Below are 17,714 nucleotides of genomic sequence, written 5' to 3' on the forward strand. Positions count from 1 at the left end.
ACCCCTTTGTCCTCAAATATCCGATCACTCAAAAAAACAACCGTTAAACTTTTACGCTGGCATCGGCGGATTGGCCTGATACTGGGGTTACTCATTGTATTGCTCGCTGTAACCGGCATTTTGATAAACCACACCCACAGTCTCAAATTATCCAGCGTTCGCTTAAATAATTCATTACTGCTCAGCTGGTATGGTCTTGAAAATGATGATCCGATAAAAGCCTATGGCTTCTCACTGGGAAATGACAACTGGTTTAGCCAGTTCAATAACCAACTGTATATGAACCATGCACCCATTACTGAATGCGCATCGCCTCTTCATGGCGCAGTAGAATACCAGCAGTATTATCTGGCACTCTGCCAGGATCAGCTTTTGCTTCTCACCCGTTCAGGGGACGTACTTGAAACGATAACGCCTGCATTTGGGCTACCTGCTGATGTTCGCAGTATTACCAACACCAACGACATGCTATACCTACTAACAAGCAGTGGCATTCTGACATTTAATCCGGACACACTTACAGCCAGCATCGAGCCAGACCAGAACATCCATCAATGGCCTGAACAAAAACAGCTGCCCGACTATTTACAGGAAGCAATTTACGAAGAGATAAAAGCCAGTATCACGCTGGAAACTCTGCTGCTGGATATCCACAGTGGTCGGATATTGGGAAATTTCGGCGTATATTTAACCGACTTGGCTGGCATTATGATCTGTTTACTGGCATTGAGCGGCCTATGGGCCTGGTTAAACCACAAACGGATACTGGGCAAAAAACGTCAATAGGTATCATCATATGAAATGCTTGGGCGTTGCTTATATTCAGTAATATCATTAATATCTGGGTCTCACAGGCAGCTGGCGCTGCCTTTTTTCGTTTTTAGTTGTTTTATTTTTATAAAAGAAGATAGTTGACATTCGCCATGAGCAGAGAAGCACTGATGAATAATTACGGCACCCGGCAACTGACCCTGAGCAAGGGTGAAGGCAGCTGGGTATGGGATGAAAAAGGCAACAAATACCTCGATGCGCTGGCCGGGATAGCAGTTTGCGGTCTTGGTCACGCACACCCTGCCGTCACCCGAGCGTTGTCGAATCAGGCGGCCACATTGTGTCATTGCTCAAACTTATACAATATTCCGCAACAACAAACTCTCGCTGACAAACTACAGTCTATCTCGGGCATGACCAATATGTTTTTTGGCAACTCGGGAGCAGAAGCAAACGAAGCAGCCATCAAACTGGCCCGGCTTTACGGCCATTCCAAAGGCATAGACAAACCCGCTATTATTGTGATGGAACACTCCTTTCACGGTCGTACTCTGGCAACACTGAGTGCCACGGGCAATCGCAAGGTACAGGCTGGTTTTGAACCACTGGTAGGCGGCTTTGTGCGAGCCCCCTTTAACGATATGGAAGCGTTGGAAAATATCGCCAAAAACAATAACAATGTTGTCGCTGTTTTTGTTGAACCCATACAGGGCGAAGGTGGCATCCATATCCCCGACGCAAACTATCTCACCAATATCCGGCAGCTGTGCTCTGATAACAACTGGCTAATGATGCTTGACGAAATCCAAACCGGCAATGGACGCACAGGGCGTTTCTTCAACTATCAGCACTGCAGTTTTCTTCCTGACGTGGTCACCACCGCCAAAGGGCTGGGTAACGGCATGCCTATAGGCGTCTGCCTCGCATCAGGTGTTGCCTCACAATTAATGCAGCCCGGCAATCACGGCTCTACATTCGGCGGCAACCCTCTGGCCTGCGCTGCAGCGCTGGCAACCATTGACGTTATCGAGTCAGAAAATCTCTGCGAGAATGCTACGAAACTGGGCGCATATCTGATTGAACAGTTTTCAGCAGCACTCGCAGACTACGACCAGGTTGTTGACATCCGTGGCCAGGGACTGATGATTGGCATTGAACTTGATCACCCCTGTGGCGATTTGGTCACTAAAGCCATTGAAAAGGGGTTGTTGATCAATGTTACTGCAGGCTCTGTCATTCGATTGTTACCTGCGCTGAATTTCACCCGCGAGCAGGCTGATCAATTGGTTAACACACTGGTGCCTCTGATTATTGAGGAGGCCCAATAATGGCCATACGTCACTTTTTAACCCTGCACGATTTATCTCTGGCCGAACTCAACGGCCTTATTCAACGTGCTATCGAGTTAAAAGCGCAACACAAAGCTGGCACGGCAGGCAAACCCTGTGACGGAAAAGTGCTGGCGATGATTTTTGAAAAATCATCAACCAGAACACGGGTATCTTTCGAAGCGGGCATGGCCCAGCTGGGCGGCAATGCGCTATTCCTGTCTCCTGAGGACACCCAACTGGGGCGTGGTGAAATCATTGAAGACTCTGCTCGGGTAATATCCAGCATGGTGGATATTGTCATGATTCGCACTTTCGGTCACGACAAGGTGGAGAAGTTTGCAGAGTATTCTTCCGTTCCGGTGATTAACGCGCTCACCGACAGCTATCACCCCTGCCAATTACTGGCTGATATCCAGACATTTGTCGAGCACCGTGGCAGCTTGCAAGGCAAAAAAGTAGTCTGGGTTGGTGACGGCAACAATATGTGTCATTCCTATATGAATGCTGCTGATATTCTTGATTTCGAACTCATTGTCGCCTGCCCGAAAGGGTACGAGCCCAATCGCTCGCTGCTGAATAAATACAGTAGTCGGGTCAGCATTGTTCGCGATCCTCAACAGGCCGTCATCGGTGCCGACCTCGTGGTTACGGACACCTGGGCCTCAATGGGGCAGGAAGAAGAAAAGAAGGAGCGAGAAGCCGCATTCTCAGGCTATTGCGTTGATGAAGCACTAATGACAAAGGCAGCGCCGGGCGCCCTTTTCATGCACTGTCTGCCGGCCTATCGTGGCATGGAAATCAGCGATACGATTATGGATTCCAAATATTCAGTGGTCTGGGACGAAGCGGAAAACCGGCTACATGCACAAAAAGCGTTACTGGAATTTCTGTTGAATCAGTAACCTCAACGTTTTCTTCGAAAGCACTTTCGAAAGAGAGCCTTTAGCCCGACAGAAAGCCCTTAGTACGGCAGAAACTCTTAGCCCGCGTCACAGAGCGCCTGGGCTTCAGCCACATCCAGCGTCCCCTCGTAAATGGCCCGACCGGTAATAGCGCCCAAAATGCCCTGGCTCGCAACCGCACTCAACGCGCGGATGTCATCCATATTGGTAATTCCACCGGAAGCGATCACAGGAATAGAAGAAGCCTGGGCCATCGTGACAGTAGCCTCAACGTTTACACCCTGCATCATGCCGTCTCGATCAATATCAGTGTACACAATAGCGCTGACCCCATCGGACTCAAACTTTTTTGCCAGTTCGGTTGCTTTAACATCGGTGACTTCTGCCCAACCATCCGTGGCCACCAGTCCATTTTTAGCGTCAATACCTACAATGATATGGCCAGGAAATTGCTGGCACATTTCAGTGACAAACGCCGGCTCTTTAACTGCTTTGGTACCAATAATCACGAACTCCACACCCGCTTTAAGGTACGCCTCGATCGTTTCACCGCTGCGAATACCGCCGCCGATCTGAATAGGCAAGTTCGGAAAGGCCCTGGCAATATCAGTAACCACACCACCATTAACAGGCTCCCCCGCAAAGGCACCATTCAAATCAACCAAGTGTAAACGGCGAGTTCCAGCGTTCACCCATCGGGCAGCCATGTCGACCGGGCTACCTGAAAATACCGTTGAATCTTCCATTCTGCCCTGTCTCAGTCGTACACAATCACCGTCTTTCAAATCAATGGCGGGAATAATCAGCATCGGTAAATATCCAGTTCTTGGTTGTTACATTAAAGTGGAATGGCATTCATTTTTCAGTTGCGATACTAGCTGGAAGAACCCTGCCAACTGACAAAATTTTCCAGCAACTTCAGCCCGGCAGTATGGCTTTTCTCGGGATGAAACTGCACGGCAAAGAGGTTCCCCCTCGCAAGAGAGGCAGAAAAATTTACACCATAGTCGCAGGTACCGGCAACCAACGAGCTATCAGCTGTCTGAACGTAATAGCTGTGTACAAAATAAAATCGACTGTCTTGCTCAATACCATGCCACATGGGGTGATCGATAGTTTGATGCACCTGATTCCAGCCCATATGAGGAACTTTAAGTTTCTCACCGGAGTCATCAGTGAGGTGTTTGCCGAAGTAGCGAACATTGCCGGGCAGTACGCCAATACAGTCAACGCCGCCGTTCTCTTCACTATGTTCCATCAACGCCTGCATGCCCACACAGATACCAAGCACAGGCTTCTCAGCAATGGCTTTGCTGATAGCCGCATCAAACCCCAACCGACGGATCTCGCCCATACAGTCACGAATGGCTCCAACACCGGGGAAAACCACCCGGTCAGCATCCGCAATATCCGCAACATCAGACGTCACGATGACATCTGCGTGCGGGGCAACATGCTCCAGCGCTTTTGACGCAGAATGCAGGTTACCCATACCGTAATCCAGCACGGCAATTCGTGTACGAAAATCAGTCATTGGAAAACTACAGCTCTAAATTGTGTCAAAGAGTTCCTTTGGTGGAGGGAGTGATACCCGCCATCCGGGGATCTTCCTCAATAGCCATGCGCACCGCTCTACCGAAAGCCTTGAAAACGGTCTCGATCTGATGGTGAGCATTGCTACCGCGAAGATTATCAATGTGCAGCGTGGCACCAGCGTGGTTCACAAAGCCCTGAAAAAACTCGTAGGACAAATCCACATCAAAACCACCTACTCGCGCACGGGTATAATCTACATGCATCTCAAGACCGGGGCGCCCGGAAAAATCGATCACCACACGAGATAGCGCTTCGTCCAGAGGAACATAAGCATGCCCGTAGCGACGCAACCCCTTTTTATCGCCCAGCGCCTTGTTAAACGCCTGACCAAGGGTAATACCGATATCTTCAACCGTGTGGTGATCATCAATGTGTGTATCGCCATCAGCGCGAACATTCAGGTCAATCATGCCGTGGCGTGCGATCTGGTCGAGCATATGCTCCAGAAACGGCACACCGGTTTCAAATTGACCCGTGCCGGTTCCGTCAAGATTCAGCTCAACGGTAATCTTGGTTTCCAGCGTGTCGCGACTGACTGTCGCTATTCGATCGCTCATGCTTGCTCCGCCTGTTGCGAATGATCACCCAGTAGGCGTTCACAGTTATATCAGTGCGCCATTATAAAGTGCCAATGCCATCGCCGCCATAAAATAACCGGAAAATAGTGTCCGCCATTCTAGACAAGCAGGCAGCCTTGCATTAGATTCATGCACATGATCGTTCATGTTCGCACTCATACCCTGCTCGCACTGCTGCTGATCGGCAGCGTGCTGTTTGCCGGTCAGGTTTCAGCCGAACACATTCATCTCGACCGGGACAACGCACAGTGCTCTGTCTGCCTCTCTGGTGACAGCCATAACCTCACGTTAAGTGCCAACTCACCCGTCTTGCAGATTGAGCGGCAGTATGCCGTTATTTTTACCCAACCCAGGCCAGCCTCTAAAAACCAGCCTGTAACCAGCCAGCATAGCCGCGCGCCTCCCGCCCCCCTCTGATCGAAACCTTTTTTATCCGCAAAGGCCAAGACTAGTCATCTGAGAAAATCAGCTCGTGCTTATGCACGGTGCACCTTGTGCGTGTTTCAGTAAAGCACGTTGTGACGGCTCAATGAAAAGAACCATCTGAATCGCTGCTTTGCGCAATGACAACCTGTCTGGCCTTGCTTGATGTTTCTATTCGAGGAAGAAAACAATGAAAAACCTGATACTGCCGACAATGATCGTTGGCGTTTTTTCTGTGGAACCTGTGCTAGCCAGGCCACATGCCGAGACTGAACAGCACCACGCAGACGACACACTGACTGAAGTGATTATTTCCGCATCCCCCTTGGGAGAACTATCTTCCGGAGTGAATAAAGCGACCAGCTTGCTGACAGGCGACGCATTGCGTAACAATGCCGCTGCATCGCTGGGAGAAACTCTGGAAAACGAGCGCGGCGTTACTAATTCAGGCTTTGGGCCCGGTGTAGGCAGACCGATCATCCGTGGGCAGTCGGACAATCGGGTCCGGGTGCTTCAAGACAGTCTGGGGTCACTTGATACCTCCACCTCCAGTGCAGACCACGCCATCAGTATTGAGCCGCTATTAGCAGAACGCATCGAGATTTTACGTGGCCCGGCGACGTTGCGTTACGGCAACGGTGCGATCGGAGGCGTTGTGAATGTTCTCGACAACCGGATTTCTGACCGGCTACCGGAAACCACTTCCGGAGCCATCGAGCTGCGCCACAATACGGTTAACGACCAGAATAACAGCGTGTTTCTACTTGAAGGAGGTGCAGGGAGATTTGCCTGGCACCTGGACGGCCTCTACCGCGACAGCAACAACCTGGATATCCATGGTCTGGCCCAGGAAGTTGAACCCGGCGAAGACCCTTCTGACCATGCAACCACTGACGGTTTTGTTGCCAATACCGATATGCAAGCCCGTAGCGGAACAGTCGGCTTATCCTGGATTGGCAGCGATGGCTTTGTTGGTATCGCCATCAGCCAGCTGCAAAACGAATACGGCATCCCCTCCGGCGCCCACAGCCATCATGACGAAGAGGAAGACCACGGAGACGAAGACGAGCACGAAGAGGAAGAAACCGTACGCATTGACATGGAGCAAACCCGCGTCGACATCAAGTCTGAATGGAACAACCTGCCACTTGCCGGTTTTGACAGCGGACGATTCCGCCTGAGCCACAACGATTACGAGCATATCGAGCTGGAAAATGGCAGACCCGGCACCCGGTTCGAGAACGATGCCTGGGAGTCCCGCGTGGAATTGATCCATCAACCTTTTTATGGCTGGCATGGCGCCGTAGGCTTACAACTGGAGCAACGTGATTTTGCCGCCATCGGCGACGAAGCGTTTATCCCGCCATCGGATATCACCAATCGGGGGTTGTTCTGGGTACTGGAAACCGAAAAAGAGCATGACCGGCAGCCAGTGTATGAAATCGGTTTGCGTATTGACCGTCAAACCATCGATCCTAGCGGCAACGCGGAAATTGAACACAACACCGTCAGTGTTTCAGCTGCCGGGTTATGGACCTTATCTCCGGATCAGGAACTGAGCCTTTCACTAAACCGCGCCCAACGTGCCCCATCGTTGGAAGAGCTGCTCTCGGATGGCCCCCATTTGGCCACCTCAAGCATTGACTTGGGCGATGCCGATCTCGACGAGGAAACCAGCCTGAATATCGAAGCCGGTTACCATCTGGATACTGTTGTGGAACTGAATCTAAACCTGTTTTACAACCGAATCGACAACTTTATCTACAAAGCCAACACGGGCCTTGAGGACACCGATGAAGAACTGCCAATATTTCAGTTCACTCAGGTCGATGCGACATTCACAGGAGCAGAGATTGAAGCCACCACGGCATTATCAGACAACTGGCGATTAACAGCCTTTGGCGATTACGTGCGAGCCAGGCTTGACAGCGGCGGTGATGTGCCGAGAATACCGCCATTGCGATACGGAGTCGCCCTGAACTTCCAGTCAGGCGAATGGAGTGGCCAATTGCGATTAACCGAGGTCGAAGAGCAAAAGCACCCAGGCAATCAGGAATTTTCTACCGATGCTTATACCCGTTTCGACGTCAACCTGCACTATCATGTGCATTGGCGAAATCAGGAGTGGCTCATTTTCCTAAAAGCCCGTAACCTGCTCGACGAAGAGATTCGTAACGCCACATCCTTCTTGCGGGAGGTTTCACCAGAAGCCGGTCGCAGTCTGGAACTTGGCGCGCGCTTATCTTTCTAACGCTCACCAACCTTTTATTTATACAAATAGTTAGGCTTAAGCCGTTTTTCAGTTCCGGGAGGACTGCCATCAATGTCAAAGTTAGTGAAAGGTGTACTTGGGTTGCTGGCAATCCTGCTGATAGTGATATGTGCTGGCGTCGCATATCTGATTTTGGGCGTAGACCCCAATACCTATAAACCGGAACTGGAAAAATTGGCAGCAGAGAATGCTGTCAGTCTAAAAATTCACGGCGACCTCAGCTGGACACTTTTTCCAACACTGGCTATAAAAATAGGTAGCACCGAACTTTCGAGCGCTCAACACAGCATCCCACAAACCACCTTTCAGCAGGCCAGCCTCGCTCTCGACTGGAAATCCCTGTTAAACCGCAAAATCAGTTTTAATGCGATAGAAATCCGTCAGGCTGACATTACCATCAGATCCGAGCAGCAAGCCCGCAATGTCGCTGCATTGCCTGCTGCACCTGCAGCCAATTTACAACATAGCGGGAAGTCGGATACTGACACTCCCTTCCAGCTGACCATTGATCGCTTTAGTCTTGTTGATAGCCGTATTGAACTGGTTAGCGAAGATAATTCCCGAAGAGTCCTTGAATCCATCCAATTTTTCAGTACGGGGCCGAATTTCGAACAGCATCCGTTCCCGGTTGAACTCAGTTTTTCCACGCCGTTGCTGAGTGACGAACCTTCAGTAATCAACCTTAAAATCGATCTCCAACTAAATTCAGAAAAACAGCAATTCGATTTCAATGGGAACCTTGCCGTAGATAACCCCGGAATCAAGGCTCATTTTAAGGCCAGCTACGATGCCAGTGCTGGCTCATTAAAAGTTACCCAACTGGATGGTAATGCTCAATCGGCCAGATTCCAGGTCAATACTGAAGTGGCAGACCTGACAAACACGCCTGTGGCAAAAGGCAATCTGAATATCGAAAACCTGAAAATCCGGGAATGGCTACCCGAGCCCCCCGAAGGTATCACCCAGCTTTCCATCAACACTGACTTTTCAGCCTCGGAAAAAGCGATCCAACTAAAGCAATACCGGATAACATTGGATGACTTCACAGGCGCAGGCGCATTTTCACTTAACCTGATACCTCCCCGTCAGCTGGAGATGTCATTAAAAGGCAATACCCTTGAGCTACCCGCTTCCGGGGACACTGAGCAAAACCAGAACTCAGCGGCAATGCTGACACCCTTACTAGCCCCACTAGCTCTTTTGGATGGAGGCAAAGGACACATCGAGCTTTCTCTCGACAGACTTAAGCAGGCAGCCATGGAAATTCAAAAGCTTCATCTCAATCTGTTTGCCAACGGCAATGTTATTCATGTGGCAGACCTGTCAGGTGACGTCTTTGGTGGTCAGTTTCAGCTGGACACAAAAATTAACCTTTCAGGTAAAACACCTACCTTAATTTACAAAGCCGCACTTAAAGGAATTAACCTTAAGCAGGCTCTACCTGAACAGAAAGACCTCAGTGGAAAATTGGATCTGAACTTCAATGGGGTAACTTCCGGCGACGACACCAATTCATTGATAGCCAATATAAATGGTTCCGGAAAGTTCTCTGTGCTCGAACCGGTTATCAACAATATCAATGTCGAACGTAATTACTGTGAAATTGCGTCACTGATTGAAAGCGAAAACACCGGCCCACAGCAATGGAGCAATAACACCATGCTAGGGAACTTGAGCGGCGATATCACGATTAAAGAGCAAATCGTCACTCTGCCCGCGTTCACAACAGCCTTGGGGAATCTGGCCGTTAGAGGCAACGGCAAGGTCAGCCTGGAAGCAAAAACCTACAATATGCTGATCACCACTAATCTGCAGGGCGACCGCACCAGCGCAACGGGTTGTATCGTGAAGAGCAAACGAATCCGTAACCGTGATATACCCATGCGCTGTAAAGGTTCGTTTGGAGAAAACACAAAGAATAGCTGCCTGCCTGACGAAAACTTTGTGAATCAACTGCTGAAGGAAAAACTGGCTGAAAAGCTCTCAGACAAGCTGTTTAAACCAGAAAAGAAATCGTCAGCAGACACCCAAGACCCAGAACAACAAAGTAAGGATGAGCTAAAACAGCAGGCGATAGACAGCCTGTTGCGCGGCATATTCAAGAAATAACGATGCCTGATACTTTTGCGGCAACATTGCTGAACTGGTTTGACCTGCACGGGCGTAAAAACCTGCCCTGGCAACAGAATATCAATGCCTACCGGGTTTGGGTCTCCGAGATCATGCTGCAGCAAACACAGGTCACTACCGTTATTCCGTATTACCAGAGATTTATGCAGCGGTTTCCCGATGCTGCCTCTTTGTCCGCCGCTGCATTGGATGATGTGCTCCATCTTTGGACGGGGCTCGGCTATTACGCCCGTGCCCGCAACTTGCATAAAACAGCACAGCAGATTGTTGAGGTGTATCAGGGAGAATTTCCCAATAGCGTTGAAGCACTGCAAAATCTGCCGGGAATCGGGCGCTCAACAGCAGGCGCCATTTGCGCAATTGCTTTCAACCAGCAAGCCACTATTTTGGATGGTAATGTCAAACGCGTATTGGCACGATACCACGCAATCGGAGGCTGGCCTGGCAAGACGGCTGTTAGCAAACTGTTGTGGGAAAAAGCTGAAGAGTACACTCCAGGAGAACGTACAGCCGATTACACCCAGGCCATTATGGATCTTGGTGCAACACTCTGCACTCGCAGCAAACCCGACTGCCCTGGCTGCCCGTTACAACAAGACTGCATCGCATTCAGGCAAAAGCGCCAATCAGATTTCCCGGGGAGCAAGCCGAAAAAAACACAGCCGGTAAAAAACATACTGTTGCTGATTATGCGAAACAACAGGGGGCAAGTCCTTTTGGAAAAGCGCCCCGCTACCGGTATCTGGGGCGGATTGTGGAGCTTTCCCGAGTGCGGCCAGGAAGGTGAAATTGCGCCCCTTTGCCTGAATTACGGACTGAAAGTCAAAAGTTGGCAATCCCTGCCACAACAACGACACACCTTCAGCCATTTTCATTTAGACTATCGCCCTACAATTGTCGAAACTGAACAACAATCAGCGGTAATGGATACTCCGCCATTGATCTGGCATTATCCGGATGAACCTCTGACACAAGGTACAGCAACGCCTATCAAAAACTTGTTAACCGAAATCACTCAATATTAATGTTTTTCAGGAAATAAATATGGCTCGCAAAGTGTTATGCAAAAAATACGGAAAAGAAATGGAAGGACTGGATTCCCCCCCCTTTCCCGGCTCTGCCGGAGAAGATATCTTCAATACAGTTTCGAAGCAGGCTTGGCAGGATTGGCTAGCCCACCAGACCATGCTGATTAATGAAAAGCACCTGAACATGATGGATTTATCTGCCAGAACTTACCTCGCAGAGCAACGTGGCAAATTCCTCAGTGGCGATGAAGTAGATGCAGCCGAGGGTTATGTTCCCCCTTCCCATTAATTTTGCAGTATCACCCTTGACGAGGTGAAGACGAGAAGGTTTAATACGCGCCTCTCGCAGCATCGTCAGGTGTCCAAGAGAATGCCCAGGTAGCTCAGTCGGTAGAGCAGTGGACTGAAAATCCTCGTGTCGGTGGTTCGATTCCGCCCCTGGGCACCATCTACCATTCTTTGTTAGTCCAAAGAAGTCTAAAAACCCCCTTATTCGGCAGGGGGTTATAACTTAAAATCCCTTTTATGAGTCCACATTGGTCTAGAAGCATATAGGCCATATTGAGGGTAACTTTCTCATCTGAAAACTAGTTACCCCAAAAAGGGGTAAAAATGGCACTAACAGACCCAAAAATCAGGCAGGCAAAGCCCAAGGAAAAACCTTACAAAATCAGCGATGAAAAAGGGCTTTTTTTGGAGGTCAAACCCAATGGTGCTTACCAATACAGCAGCAAAAGGATAGGTACATCCGCCCAAAATCAGCCGCTATCTACTCAGCGAAGCACACAGCTATCATCTGAGTCTGCATTTTCATATCTGTAATTTCAGCAGCAACCATATCAAGTCCATGGCGCAGCATGATACGCTTGAGCTCTGCCGTACAATATTTAGCTTCCCACGCAAGCCGTTTGCCGGTGTTTGTAGCGAATGATGAGGGGTTTGTTGCGGCATCTTTCAAGCTCATTAATTCCGCGCTATCTGTGGCAAAGATTACCTTATAGGTATACACCGGTACCTTCATTGTGGGTTCAACAGACTGTAATTCAAACCTTGCGCCCTTGGAGATTGAAACCGCAATCCCCTCTGAGTAACTAACTAAATCGCGATACGGTAGAGCCCAAGCCGCACTTGAGAATAAAAATAGCACCAACAAACATATTCGTTTCATAGCTCACTTCCTTGTATCAATAAACTCGCATTCTAGTTCACGGAGTAGATACTTAACAGGGGGGTAACTTTGGGGGTATGCCCACTATTTAAAATCAATTATTCCCTTTATTTTCATGCTATTAAGAACTCAATTCCGTTATGCCCCTGGCACCATAAACAAGACCCCGCTTTATTAGCGGGGTTTTTTTATGGCCGGTGCTGGACAAGAACTGTAATCCCCCCGAAAAATAATCGCGCTTTTAAGTAGAGACTTTTATGATGTTATCACTAGGAGTTATCTATGAAGAAGTCGAAGTTTTCAGACAGCCAGATTCTGTCCATTTTGAAGCAGCACGAAGCCGGTGTGCCGGTCACAGAACTGGCGCGTGAACATGGCGTCAGCACAGCACTGATTTATCAGTGGCGTTCCAAATACGGCGGTATGGATGCAGCGTTAATGAAGCGGCTCAAAGAACTGGAGACCGAGAACGCCCGGTTGAAGAAGATGTACGCTGAGGAAAGAATTAAGGCAGAGCTTCGCCAGGAAGCGCTTGAGGGAAAGCTGTAAAGTCATCCTGTCGTAAAACGATGGCGAAAAAAGTCGTTGAACGGGATGGCGTCAGTATACGGTTAGCCTGTGTGACCTTTGGGATCAGTGAGACCTGCTATCGGTACAAGGCTAAGCTGTCCAGTGAGAACCAGCAGATAGCGGATTGGCTGCTGAGACTGACGACCACGCACAAACGCTGGGGCTTTGGCCTGTGTTTTCTGTATCTGCGTAATGTGAAAGGTTATGGCTGGAACCACAAGCGGGTGTATCGCATTTATCGTGAGCTGGAGCTGAATCTGCGGATTAAACCCCGGCGTCGTATTAAACGGGACTATCCCGGTGAGCTTGATGTACCTAAGGCACCGAATCAGGTGTGGTCGATGGACTTTATGTCGGATCAACTGACAGATGGGAGACTAATCCGTACCTTCAATGTGCTGGACGATTACAACCGTGAAGGCCTAGGTATTGAAGTGGATACCTCATTGCCTTCAGCAAGGGTAACGCGTGTGCTGGACCAGATTATCGAATGGAGAGGTAAACCCACAGCACTAAGGTGTGACAATGGCCCGGAGTATCTGAGCCAGACATTAGTGGAGTGGGCAAACGCACACAGGATTACCCTGCTGTATATCCAACCGGGCAAACCCACACAGAATGCCTATATTGAACGATTCAACCGGACCGCTCGGCATGAATGGTTGGATATGCATCAGTTTGAGAGCATTGCCCATGCCCAGCTTTTGGCGACAGAGTGGCTTTGGCAATACAATAACGAGCGGCCCAATATGGCTATTGGAGGTATACCCCCAAGACAGCTGCTACAAGCAGCTTAACCCTCTACTCAAAAAGACGGTTATAAATGGGGGGATTACAGAACAACCCTTTGATTCGACAAAACACGACCACCTTAGATTTTTGGATACCTGAAAAGGCGCCCGAAGGATGAAAAATATTTAGGGTTTTTCATCCCCCAACTCTACCCGTTTGTTTAGAGCCGTAGGCCTCAACCCCGCAATAAGATAGGCATCTATCGCTGATAGTTTTTACCAGTAAATCATCGGATTAAAATAGTCAGCATTGAATTAAGATGAGTGTCCAGACAACATCAGCCGTATGTCGGTAAACCGAGGGGCGCGAAGAAGAGCGCGCTTATTGCCGCACTGAAATCAATGCCGATTACTACATTACAAGCTCTTTCTGGCTATCTCATAAACGTCTTTCGACAAATCAGGTACAGCAACAACTCTTTCCAGCTGTGCCTTCATCAACTGCTGCCTTTCATTAGAGTAACGACGCCATTTACACAGAGGTGCGAGTAGCCGCGAAGCTACTTGCGGATTCAGTCTGTCAAGGGTGATCACGTTGTCTGCCAGAAATTGATAGCCGAGGCCATCCTGCCGATGGAAGTTAACCGCATTCGCACTACAGAAAGCGCCTATTACGGCACGTACCTTGTTGGGGTTTTTAATATCGAACGTTTCATGCTCCATCAGTTGCTGTACTCGTTCCAGACCACCAGGTAGCGAACACATGGCTTGAGACTGAAACCACTGGTTAACCACCAGGGATTCGTGCTGCCACTTCTGATAAAAGCTTTCAAGAACATCGGGCACTAACGCCTTCGCCTCATCCCGGGAATCATTCAGCAGGCAATTCAGTGCGGCAATGGTGTCGGTCATATTGGCTGAATCTGCCAACAGGTGCTCTGTGAACGATAGCGAGTCTGTGTGCCGCCCTGCCACCAGATAGGCAAGCGCCAGGTTTTTCAGGCTGCGCAGGCCAATTTGTTCGGCACTGGGCTGATATTCCATTGCTGAAAGTGCTTCGCTGGCGGTTCGATATACAACCATAAATTCCTGGGCGAGCTGTTGGCCCAATTCCGCTCGAACAAACTGCCGCACGTAATGGATACCGTCAACATCAACCGTATCAGCCAGCTCTGAAAGATAGGCCTCTGTCGGGAGAGTCAGAATCAGTGCTAGCATGGCCTTGTCGGGGTTAGCGTCTGCCAGAACTGCGGCAAAAGCATTGACCAAACGGTTATCCAGAACCAGTGGCGCGCCCTTTCGGTAATCCTCAACCAGCTGTTGCATGAGTGCGACGGCCAGTCGTTGGCCAGCATCCCAACGGTTAAACCCATCAGTATCGTGACTCATCAGGTAAGAGTAGTCATCAAGGCTATAAGGAAAACTCAGTTTCACTGGCGCGGAAAAGCCCCGTAAAAGCGAAGGCACTGGCTGAACAGGCACATTGTTGAAGACAATGGTTTGATCGGTATCCGTCAGCTCTATGACCTGCTCGGTTTTTCCATCAGTCGTCAAGGGTAAATCGCCATTGTCAGTCACCAGGCCAACGGCAACCGGAATCAGAAACGGCTGCTTTTCAGCTTCTGTTGCCTCAGGGGTGGCTGGGCAATGCTGATGAAAGTGCAGCTGGTATTGCTGCTTGTCAGCGAGGTATTCTCCCCGCACATCAAGCCTTGGCGTTCCGGCCTGGCGATACCAGTTCATAAACTGGTTGAAGTCGCGACCACTGACTTCCGACATGGCGGCCACGAAATCTTCAATGGTAACTGCTTGCCCGTCGTGACGTTCGAAATACAAATCACTGCCTGCGCGAAACAATTCAGGTCCGATTAATGTGCGAACCATACGCACAACTTCCGCACCCTTCTCATAAATAGTCAGCGTATAAAAGTTGGAAATTTCCATAAAAGATGCCGGTTGCACCGGGTGGGCAGTAGGACCTGAGTCTTCAGCAAACTGGGCGGTACGCAACCAGCTGACCTCCTCTACCCTTTTAACGGTGCGAGAGCCCATATCGGCAGAAAACTCGGAATCTCGGAATACGGTAAAACCCTCCTTGAGGCTCAGCTGGAACCAGTCACGGCAGGTTACCCGATTGCCTGACCAGTTGTGGAAATATTCGTGAGCAACAACCCCTTCCACTCGCTGAAACGCAAAATCGGTTGTAGTTTCTGGTGCCGCGAGCACACATGAGGTATTAAAAATATTGAGGCCCTTGTTTTCCATGGCACCCATATTGAAGTCATCAACGGCCACAATCATAAAAATATCGAGATCGTACTCCCGTCCATAAACATCCTCATCCCAGCGCATGGCATTTTTCAGCGAGCGCATGGCGTGATCACATTTGTTTAGATCCTTCTCTTCAACAAATATGCGCAACTTGATCTCTCGCCCTTTGCAGGTTGTAAAACTGTCGTCCACCACAGCCAGATCACCCGCCACCAACGCAAACAGGTAGCTGGGTTTGCGAAAGGGATCATGCCATTTGGCCCAGTGCCGTCCCCCTTCGACCTGTCCTTGCGCTACCAGATTGCCGTTGGAAAGCAGCACCGGAAACTCGTTGTCGGCTTCAATGGTGGTGGTGAATTCAGACATGACATCCGGACGATCCAGATAATAGGTAATTTTACGAAAGCCTTCCGCCTCGCACTGAGTACAATACATGGTGCGAGAGCGGTACAATCCTTCGAGTGAAGTATTCTTCTCCGGGTGAATCAATACTTCAGTCTCAAGGGTAAACGCGGCATCACAGTCATCAATATGCAGCTCGTCAGCAGTAACCCGATAACGATTTTTCGGCAACTCGACACCATCTATCCGTATATTCAACAATTCCAGCTGCTGGCCATGCAGAACCAGTGTAGAAGAGGCATCGGCAACATTCGGGTTGCGCCTGATTTGCAGCATAGAAGTCACCCGGGTTTGGCCCGGATGGATATTGATGTAAAGCTCTGTATGATCAATCAGAAAATCAGGCTGGCGGTAATCTTTCAGATATATGGTACGCGGTTGAGAGTCTCTGAACACTGCATTGAACCCTGTATTAGTAAGTGACGTTAACCTTGTAAGCGGTGTATTTACGGATATTTATGACACCAGTGTCCAGCATTAAATACTGCCCCTTGATGCCCATTAGCGTACCCTCCACCAATGGGGTTTTATCCATATTGTGACTGGTGACTTTCGTCGGGTACTCCAGCACCGGATACCGAATATCAAGGGCGCTTTCATCCTCAAGCCTCTGCAAAGCCTGCAGGCCGAATTTCTGCTCTAACCCTTTTAATTCCGTATCACACTGATCAAATAATGCATCTCTTAACGCAAGTAAATCTATTGGCTCAACATGACCCTTCAGCATCGTCCGCCAGTTAGTCTTGTCAGCCACATGCTGACGCAAGATATCTTCCACCCGACCAGACTGGTAGCGGGTTTTAACTCTCAGTATCGGTAAAGCCTGAACTGCACCCTGATCAATCCAGCGCGTAGGCAACTGACTGGCTCGGGTAATACCCACTTTGGCCCCGGACGAATTCGCCAGATAGACAATATGGTCTGTCATACAGAACTGATCACCCCACTCCGGCTCACGACAGGTTCCCAAATGATGATGACATTTTTCCGGGCTGACAATGCATTGATCACACTGCGCCAGTTTTTTAAAACAGGGGTAACAATACCCCTGGTTAAAACTTTTATTGCTGCGTCTGCCGCAGTGGGTGCAGTGAATTTCACCAACGAATTGCAAACTGATTTTACTGCCAAGCAAGTTATTCAGCGGCAACCAGACATCATCCAGCGGTAGCTGATATTCAACCCTGTCCGAAAGGTTGGTGGCCATCTTTTGTAAATGACCGGCGTACTGCTCTGTCATGATCCGGTTTCCAAAAGAACCATTATTAATTCCACTTTAATGGCTTAGGCTGATCGTCAGATGGCTCAACCTTGCCCTCGCCACCACAATGGCTATGCTTTTTGGTGTGGATAAAACCCACCCTGTCCTCTTCCTGTTTAAAAGCAGCATCATAGGCAATCACTGCCTGTAAACAGTTTTCTTTCTGCTCTGATGTCAACGGCGTGCCGTCAGACCACTTACCGATTTCAACTGCTTGACGGAGCTTACTGTAAGCCTCCGGGGTGATACTGCTGATAAGTTGCTGTAAATCCATAATATT

Annotated in this window: 16 protein-coding genes and 1 tRNA gene; 10 read left to right on the plus strand and 7 right to left on the minus strand. The window is 49.4% G+C overall.

From position 1 onward, the window contains the following. Window positions 1-6 precede the first annotated feature (6 nt). The 3 genes from H7A02_06305 (at window position 7) to argF (ending at window position 3,004) form a co-directional block, all read left to right on the plus strand. Complete coding sequence (locus tag H7A02_06305) at window positions 7-786, plus strand: PepSY domain-containing protein (protein ID MCP5171862.1); 780 nt, start codon at window positions 7-9, stop codon at window positions 784-786. A gap of 137 nt (window positions 787-923) precedes the next feature. Further along, on the plus strand, window positions 924-2,099 hold the full coding sequence (locus H7A02_06310; GenBank protein MCP5171863.1) for an acetylornithine transaminase: 1,176 nt from the start codon (window positions 924-926) through the stop codon (window positions 2,097-2,099). Next, window positions 2,099-3,004: an ornithine carbamoyltransferase gene (gene argF / locus H7A02_06315; GenBank protein ID MCP5171864.1), complete on the plus strand. Its 906-nt coding sequence runs from the start codon at window positions 2,099-2,101 to the stop codon at window positions 3,002-3,004. The genes H7A02_06310 and argF overlap by 1 nt, the downstream gene beginning before the upstream one ends. 77 nt (window positions 3,005-3,081) lie before the next feature. On the opposite strand, the gene hisA is transcribed toward argF, so the two are convergent. The 3 genes from hisA to hisB form a co-directional block, all read right to left on the minus strand. After that, entirely contained in the window at window positions 3,082-3,813 is a 732-nt protein-coding gene (gene hisA, locus H7A02_06320; protein ID MCP5171865.1) for a 1-(5-phosphoribosyl)-5-[(5-phosphoribosylamino)methylideneamino]imidazole-4-carboxamide isomerase, read from the minus strand. Between the two features lie 65 nt (window positions 3,814-3,878). Further along, on the minus strand, window positions 3,879-4,538 hold the full coding sequence (gene hisH / locus H7A02_06325) for an imidazole glycerol phosphate synthase subunit HisH (GenBank protein MCP5171866.1): 660 nt from the start codon (window positions 4,536-4,538) through the stop codon (window positions 3,879-3,881). A 25-nt stretch (window positions 4,539-4,563) separates the two neighbouring features. Beyond that, entirely contained in the window at window positions 4,564-5,157 is a 594-nt protein-coding gene (hisB, locus tag H7A02_06330) for an imidazoleglycerol-phosphate dehydratase HisB (protein MCP5171867.1), read from the minus strand. Window positions 5,158-5,307: 150 nt separating this feature from the next. Between hisB and H7A02_06335 the strand changes: the two genes are divergently transcribed. The 6 genes from H7A02_06335 to H7A02_06360 all read left to right on the plus strand — a co-directional run bounded on the left by H7A02_06335 (window position 5,308) and on the right by H7A02_06360 (window position 11,479). Further along, a complete protein-coding gene (locus H7A02_06335; GenBank protein ID MCP5171868.1) occupies window positions 5,308-5,595 on the plus strand; it encodes a hypothetical protein in 288 nt (95 codons plus the stop codon). A 196-nt stretch (window positions 5,596-5,791) separates the two neighbouring features. Further along, the gene (locus H7A02_06340; protein ID MCP5171869.1) at window positions 5,792-7,852 is read left to right on the plus strand and encodes a TonB-dependent receptor; all 2,061 of its coding nucleotides are present in this window, start codon (window positions 5,792-5,794) and stop codon (window positions 7,850-7,852) included. 72 nt (window positions 7,853-7,924) lie between these two features. Further along, window positions 7,925-9,982, plus strand: a complete 2,058-nt coding sequence (locus H7A02_06345; protein MCP5171870.1) for an AsmA family protein — start codon at window positions 7,925-7,927, stop codon at window positions 9,980-9,982. Between the two features lie 2 nt (window positions 9,983-9,984). After that, window positions 9,985-11,028 carry an A/G-specific adenine glycosylase gene (gene mutY, locus H7A02_06350; GenBank protein ID MCP5171871.1) on the plus strand — a complete coding sequence of 348 codons (1,044 nt, stop codon included), beginning with the start codon at window positions 9,985-9,987 and terminating at the stop codon, window positions 11,026-11,028. A 19-nt stretch (window positions 11,029-11,047) separates the two neighbouring features. Further along, on the plus strand, window positions 11,048-11,320 hold the full coding sequence (locus tag H7A02_06355; protein ID MCP5171872.1) for an oxidative damage protection protein: 273 nt from the start codon (window positions 11,048-11,050) through the stop codon (window positions 11,318-11,320). 83 nt (window positions 11,321-11,403) lie between these two features. Further along, window positions 11,404-11,479, plus strand: a tRNA-Phe gene (locus H7A02_06360). 321 nt (window positions 11,480-11,800) lie between these two features. On the opposite strand, the gene H7A02_06365 is transcribed toward H7A02_06360, so the two are convergent. Beyond that, entirely contained in the window at window positions 11,801-12,199 is a 399-nt protein-coding gene (locus H7A02_06365) for a hypothetical protein (protein MCP5171873.1), read from the minus strand. Window positions 12,200-12,481: 282 nt separating this feature from the next. Here H7A02_06365 and H7A02_06370 point away from each other — a divergent pair. Next, window positions 12,482-13,566, plus strand: a protein-coding gene (locus H7A02_06370; protein MCP5171874.1) for an IS3 family transposase whose coding sequence is annotated in 2 segments (ribosomal slippage) — window positions 12,482-12,743 and window positions 12,743-13,566 — 1,086 coding nt in all. Because the reading frame shifts where the segments join, the coding sequence is not laid out codon by codon here. Between the two features lie 351 nt (window positions 13,567-13,917). Here H7A02_06370 and pepN read toward each other — a convergent pair. Genes pepN through H7A02_06385 form a run of 3 tightly spaced genes read right to left on the minus strand, consistent with a single transcriptional unit; the run spans window position 13,918 to window position 17,708 of the window. Further along, a complete protein-coding gene (pepN, locus tag H7A02_06375) occupies window positions 13,918-16,569 on the minus strand; it encodes an aminopeptidase N (protein MCP5171875.1) in 2,652 nt (883 codons plus the stop codon). Between the two features lie 16 nt (window positions 16,570-16,585). Further along, a complete protein-coding gene (locus H7A02_06380) occupies window positions 16,586-17,413 on the minus strand; it encodes a DUF2797 domain-containing protein (protein MCP5171876.1) in 828 nt (275 codons plus the stop codon). Between the two features lie 25 nt (window positions 17,414-17,438). Continuing rightward, window positions 17,439-17,708, minus strand: a complete 270-nt coding sequence (locus tag H7A02_06385) for a DUF1315 family protein (protein MCP5171877.1) — start codon at window positions 17,706-17,708, stop codon at window positions 17,439-17,441. Window positions 17,709-17,714 lie beyond the last annotated feature (6 nt).

Source organism: Pseudomonadales bacterium, from assembly GCA_024234435.1.
Taxonomy (GTDB): Bacteria; Pseudomonadota; Gammaproteobacteria; order Pseudomonadales; family Porticoccaceae; genus JACKOF01.

Bases quoted from the DNA above. Each gene is read 5' to 3' on its own strand.
- H7A02_06355 (MCP5171872.1), top strand. From the start codon at position 11,048: ATGGCTCGCAAAGTGTTATGCAAAAAATACGGAAAAGAAATGGAAGGA.
- argF (MCP5171864.1), top strand. From the start codon at position 2,099: ATGGCCATACGTCACTTTTTAACCCTGCACGATTTATCTCTGGCCGAA.
- H7A02_06385 (MCP5171877.1), bottom strand. From the start codon at position 17,708: ATGGATTTACAGCAACTTATCAGCAGTATCACCCCGGAGGCTTACAGT.
- H7A02_06345 (MCP5171870.1), top strand. From the start codon at position 7,925: ATGTCAAAGTTAGTGAAAGGTGTACTTGGGTTGCTGGCAATCCTGCTG.
- H7A02_06310 (MCP5171863.1), top strand. From the start codon at position 924: ATGAGCAGAGAAGCACTGATGAATAATTACGGCACCCGGCAACTGACC.
- hisA (MCP5171865.1), bottom strand. From the start codon at position 3,813: ATGCTGATTATTCCCGCCATTGATTTGAAAGACGGTGATTGTGTACGA.
- H7A02_06365 (MCP5171873.1), bottom strand. From the start codon at position 12,199: ATGAAACGAATATGTTTGTTGGTGCTATTTTTATTCTCAAGTGCGGCT.
- hisB (MCP5171867.1), bottom strand. From the start codon at position 5,157: ATGAGCGATCGAATAGCGACAGTCAGTCGCGACACGCTGGAAACCAAG.
- hisH (MCP5171866.1), bottom strand. From the start codon at position 4,538: ATGACTGATTTTCGTACACGAATTGCCGTGCTGGATTACGGTATGGGT.
- H7A02_06380 (MCP5171876.1), bottom strand. From the start codon at position 17,413: ATGACAGAGCAGTACGCCGGTCATTTACAAAAGATGGCCACCAACCTT.
- H7A02_06340 (MCP5171869.1), top strand. From the start codon at position 5,792: ATGAAAAACCTGATACTGCCGACAATGATCGTTGGCGTTTTTTCTGTG.
- mutY (MCP5171871.1), top strand. From the start codon at position 9,985: ATGCCTGATACTTTTGCGGCAACATTGCTGAACTGGTTTGACCTGCAC.
- H7A02_06335 (MCP5171868.1), top strand. From the start codon at position 5,308: ATGCACATGATCGTTCATGTTCGCACTCATACCCTGCTCGCACTGCTG.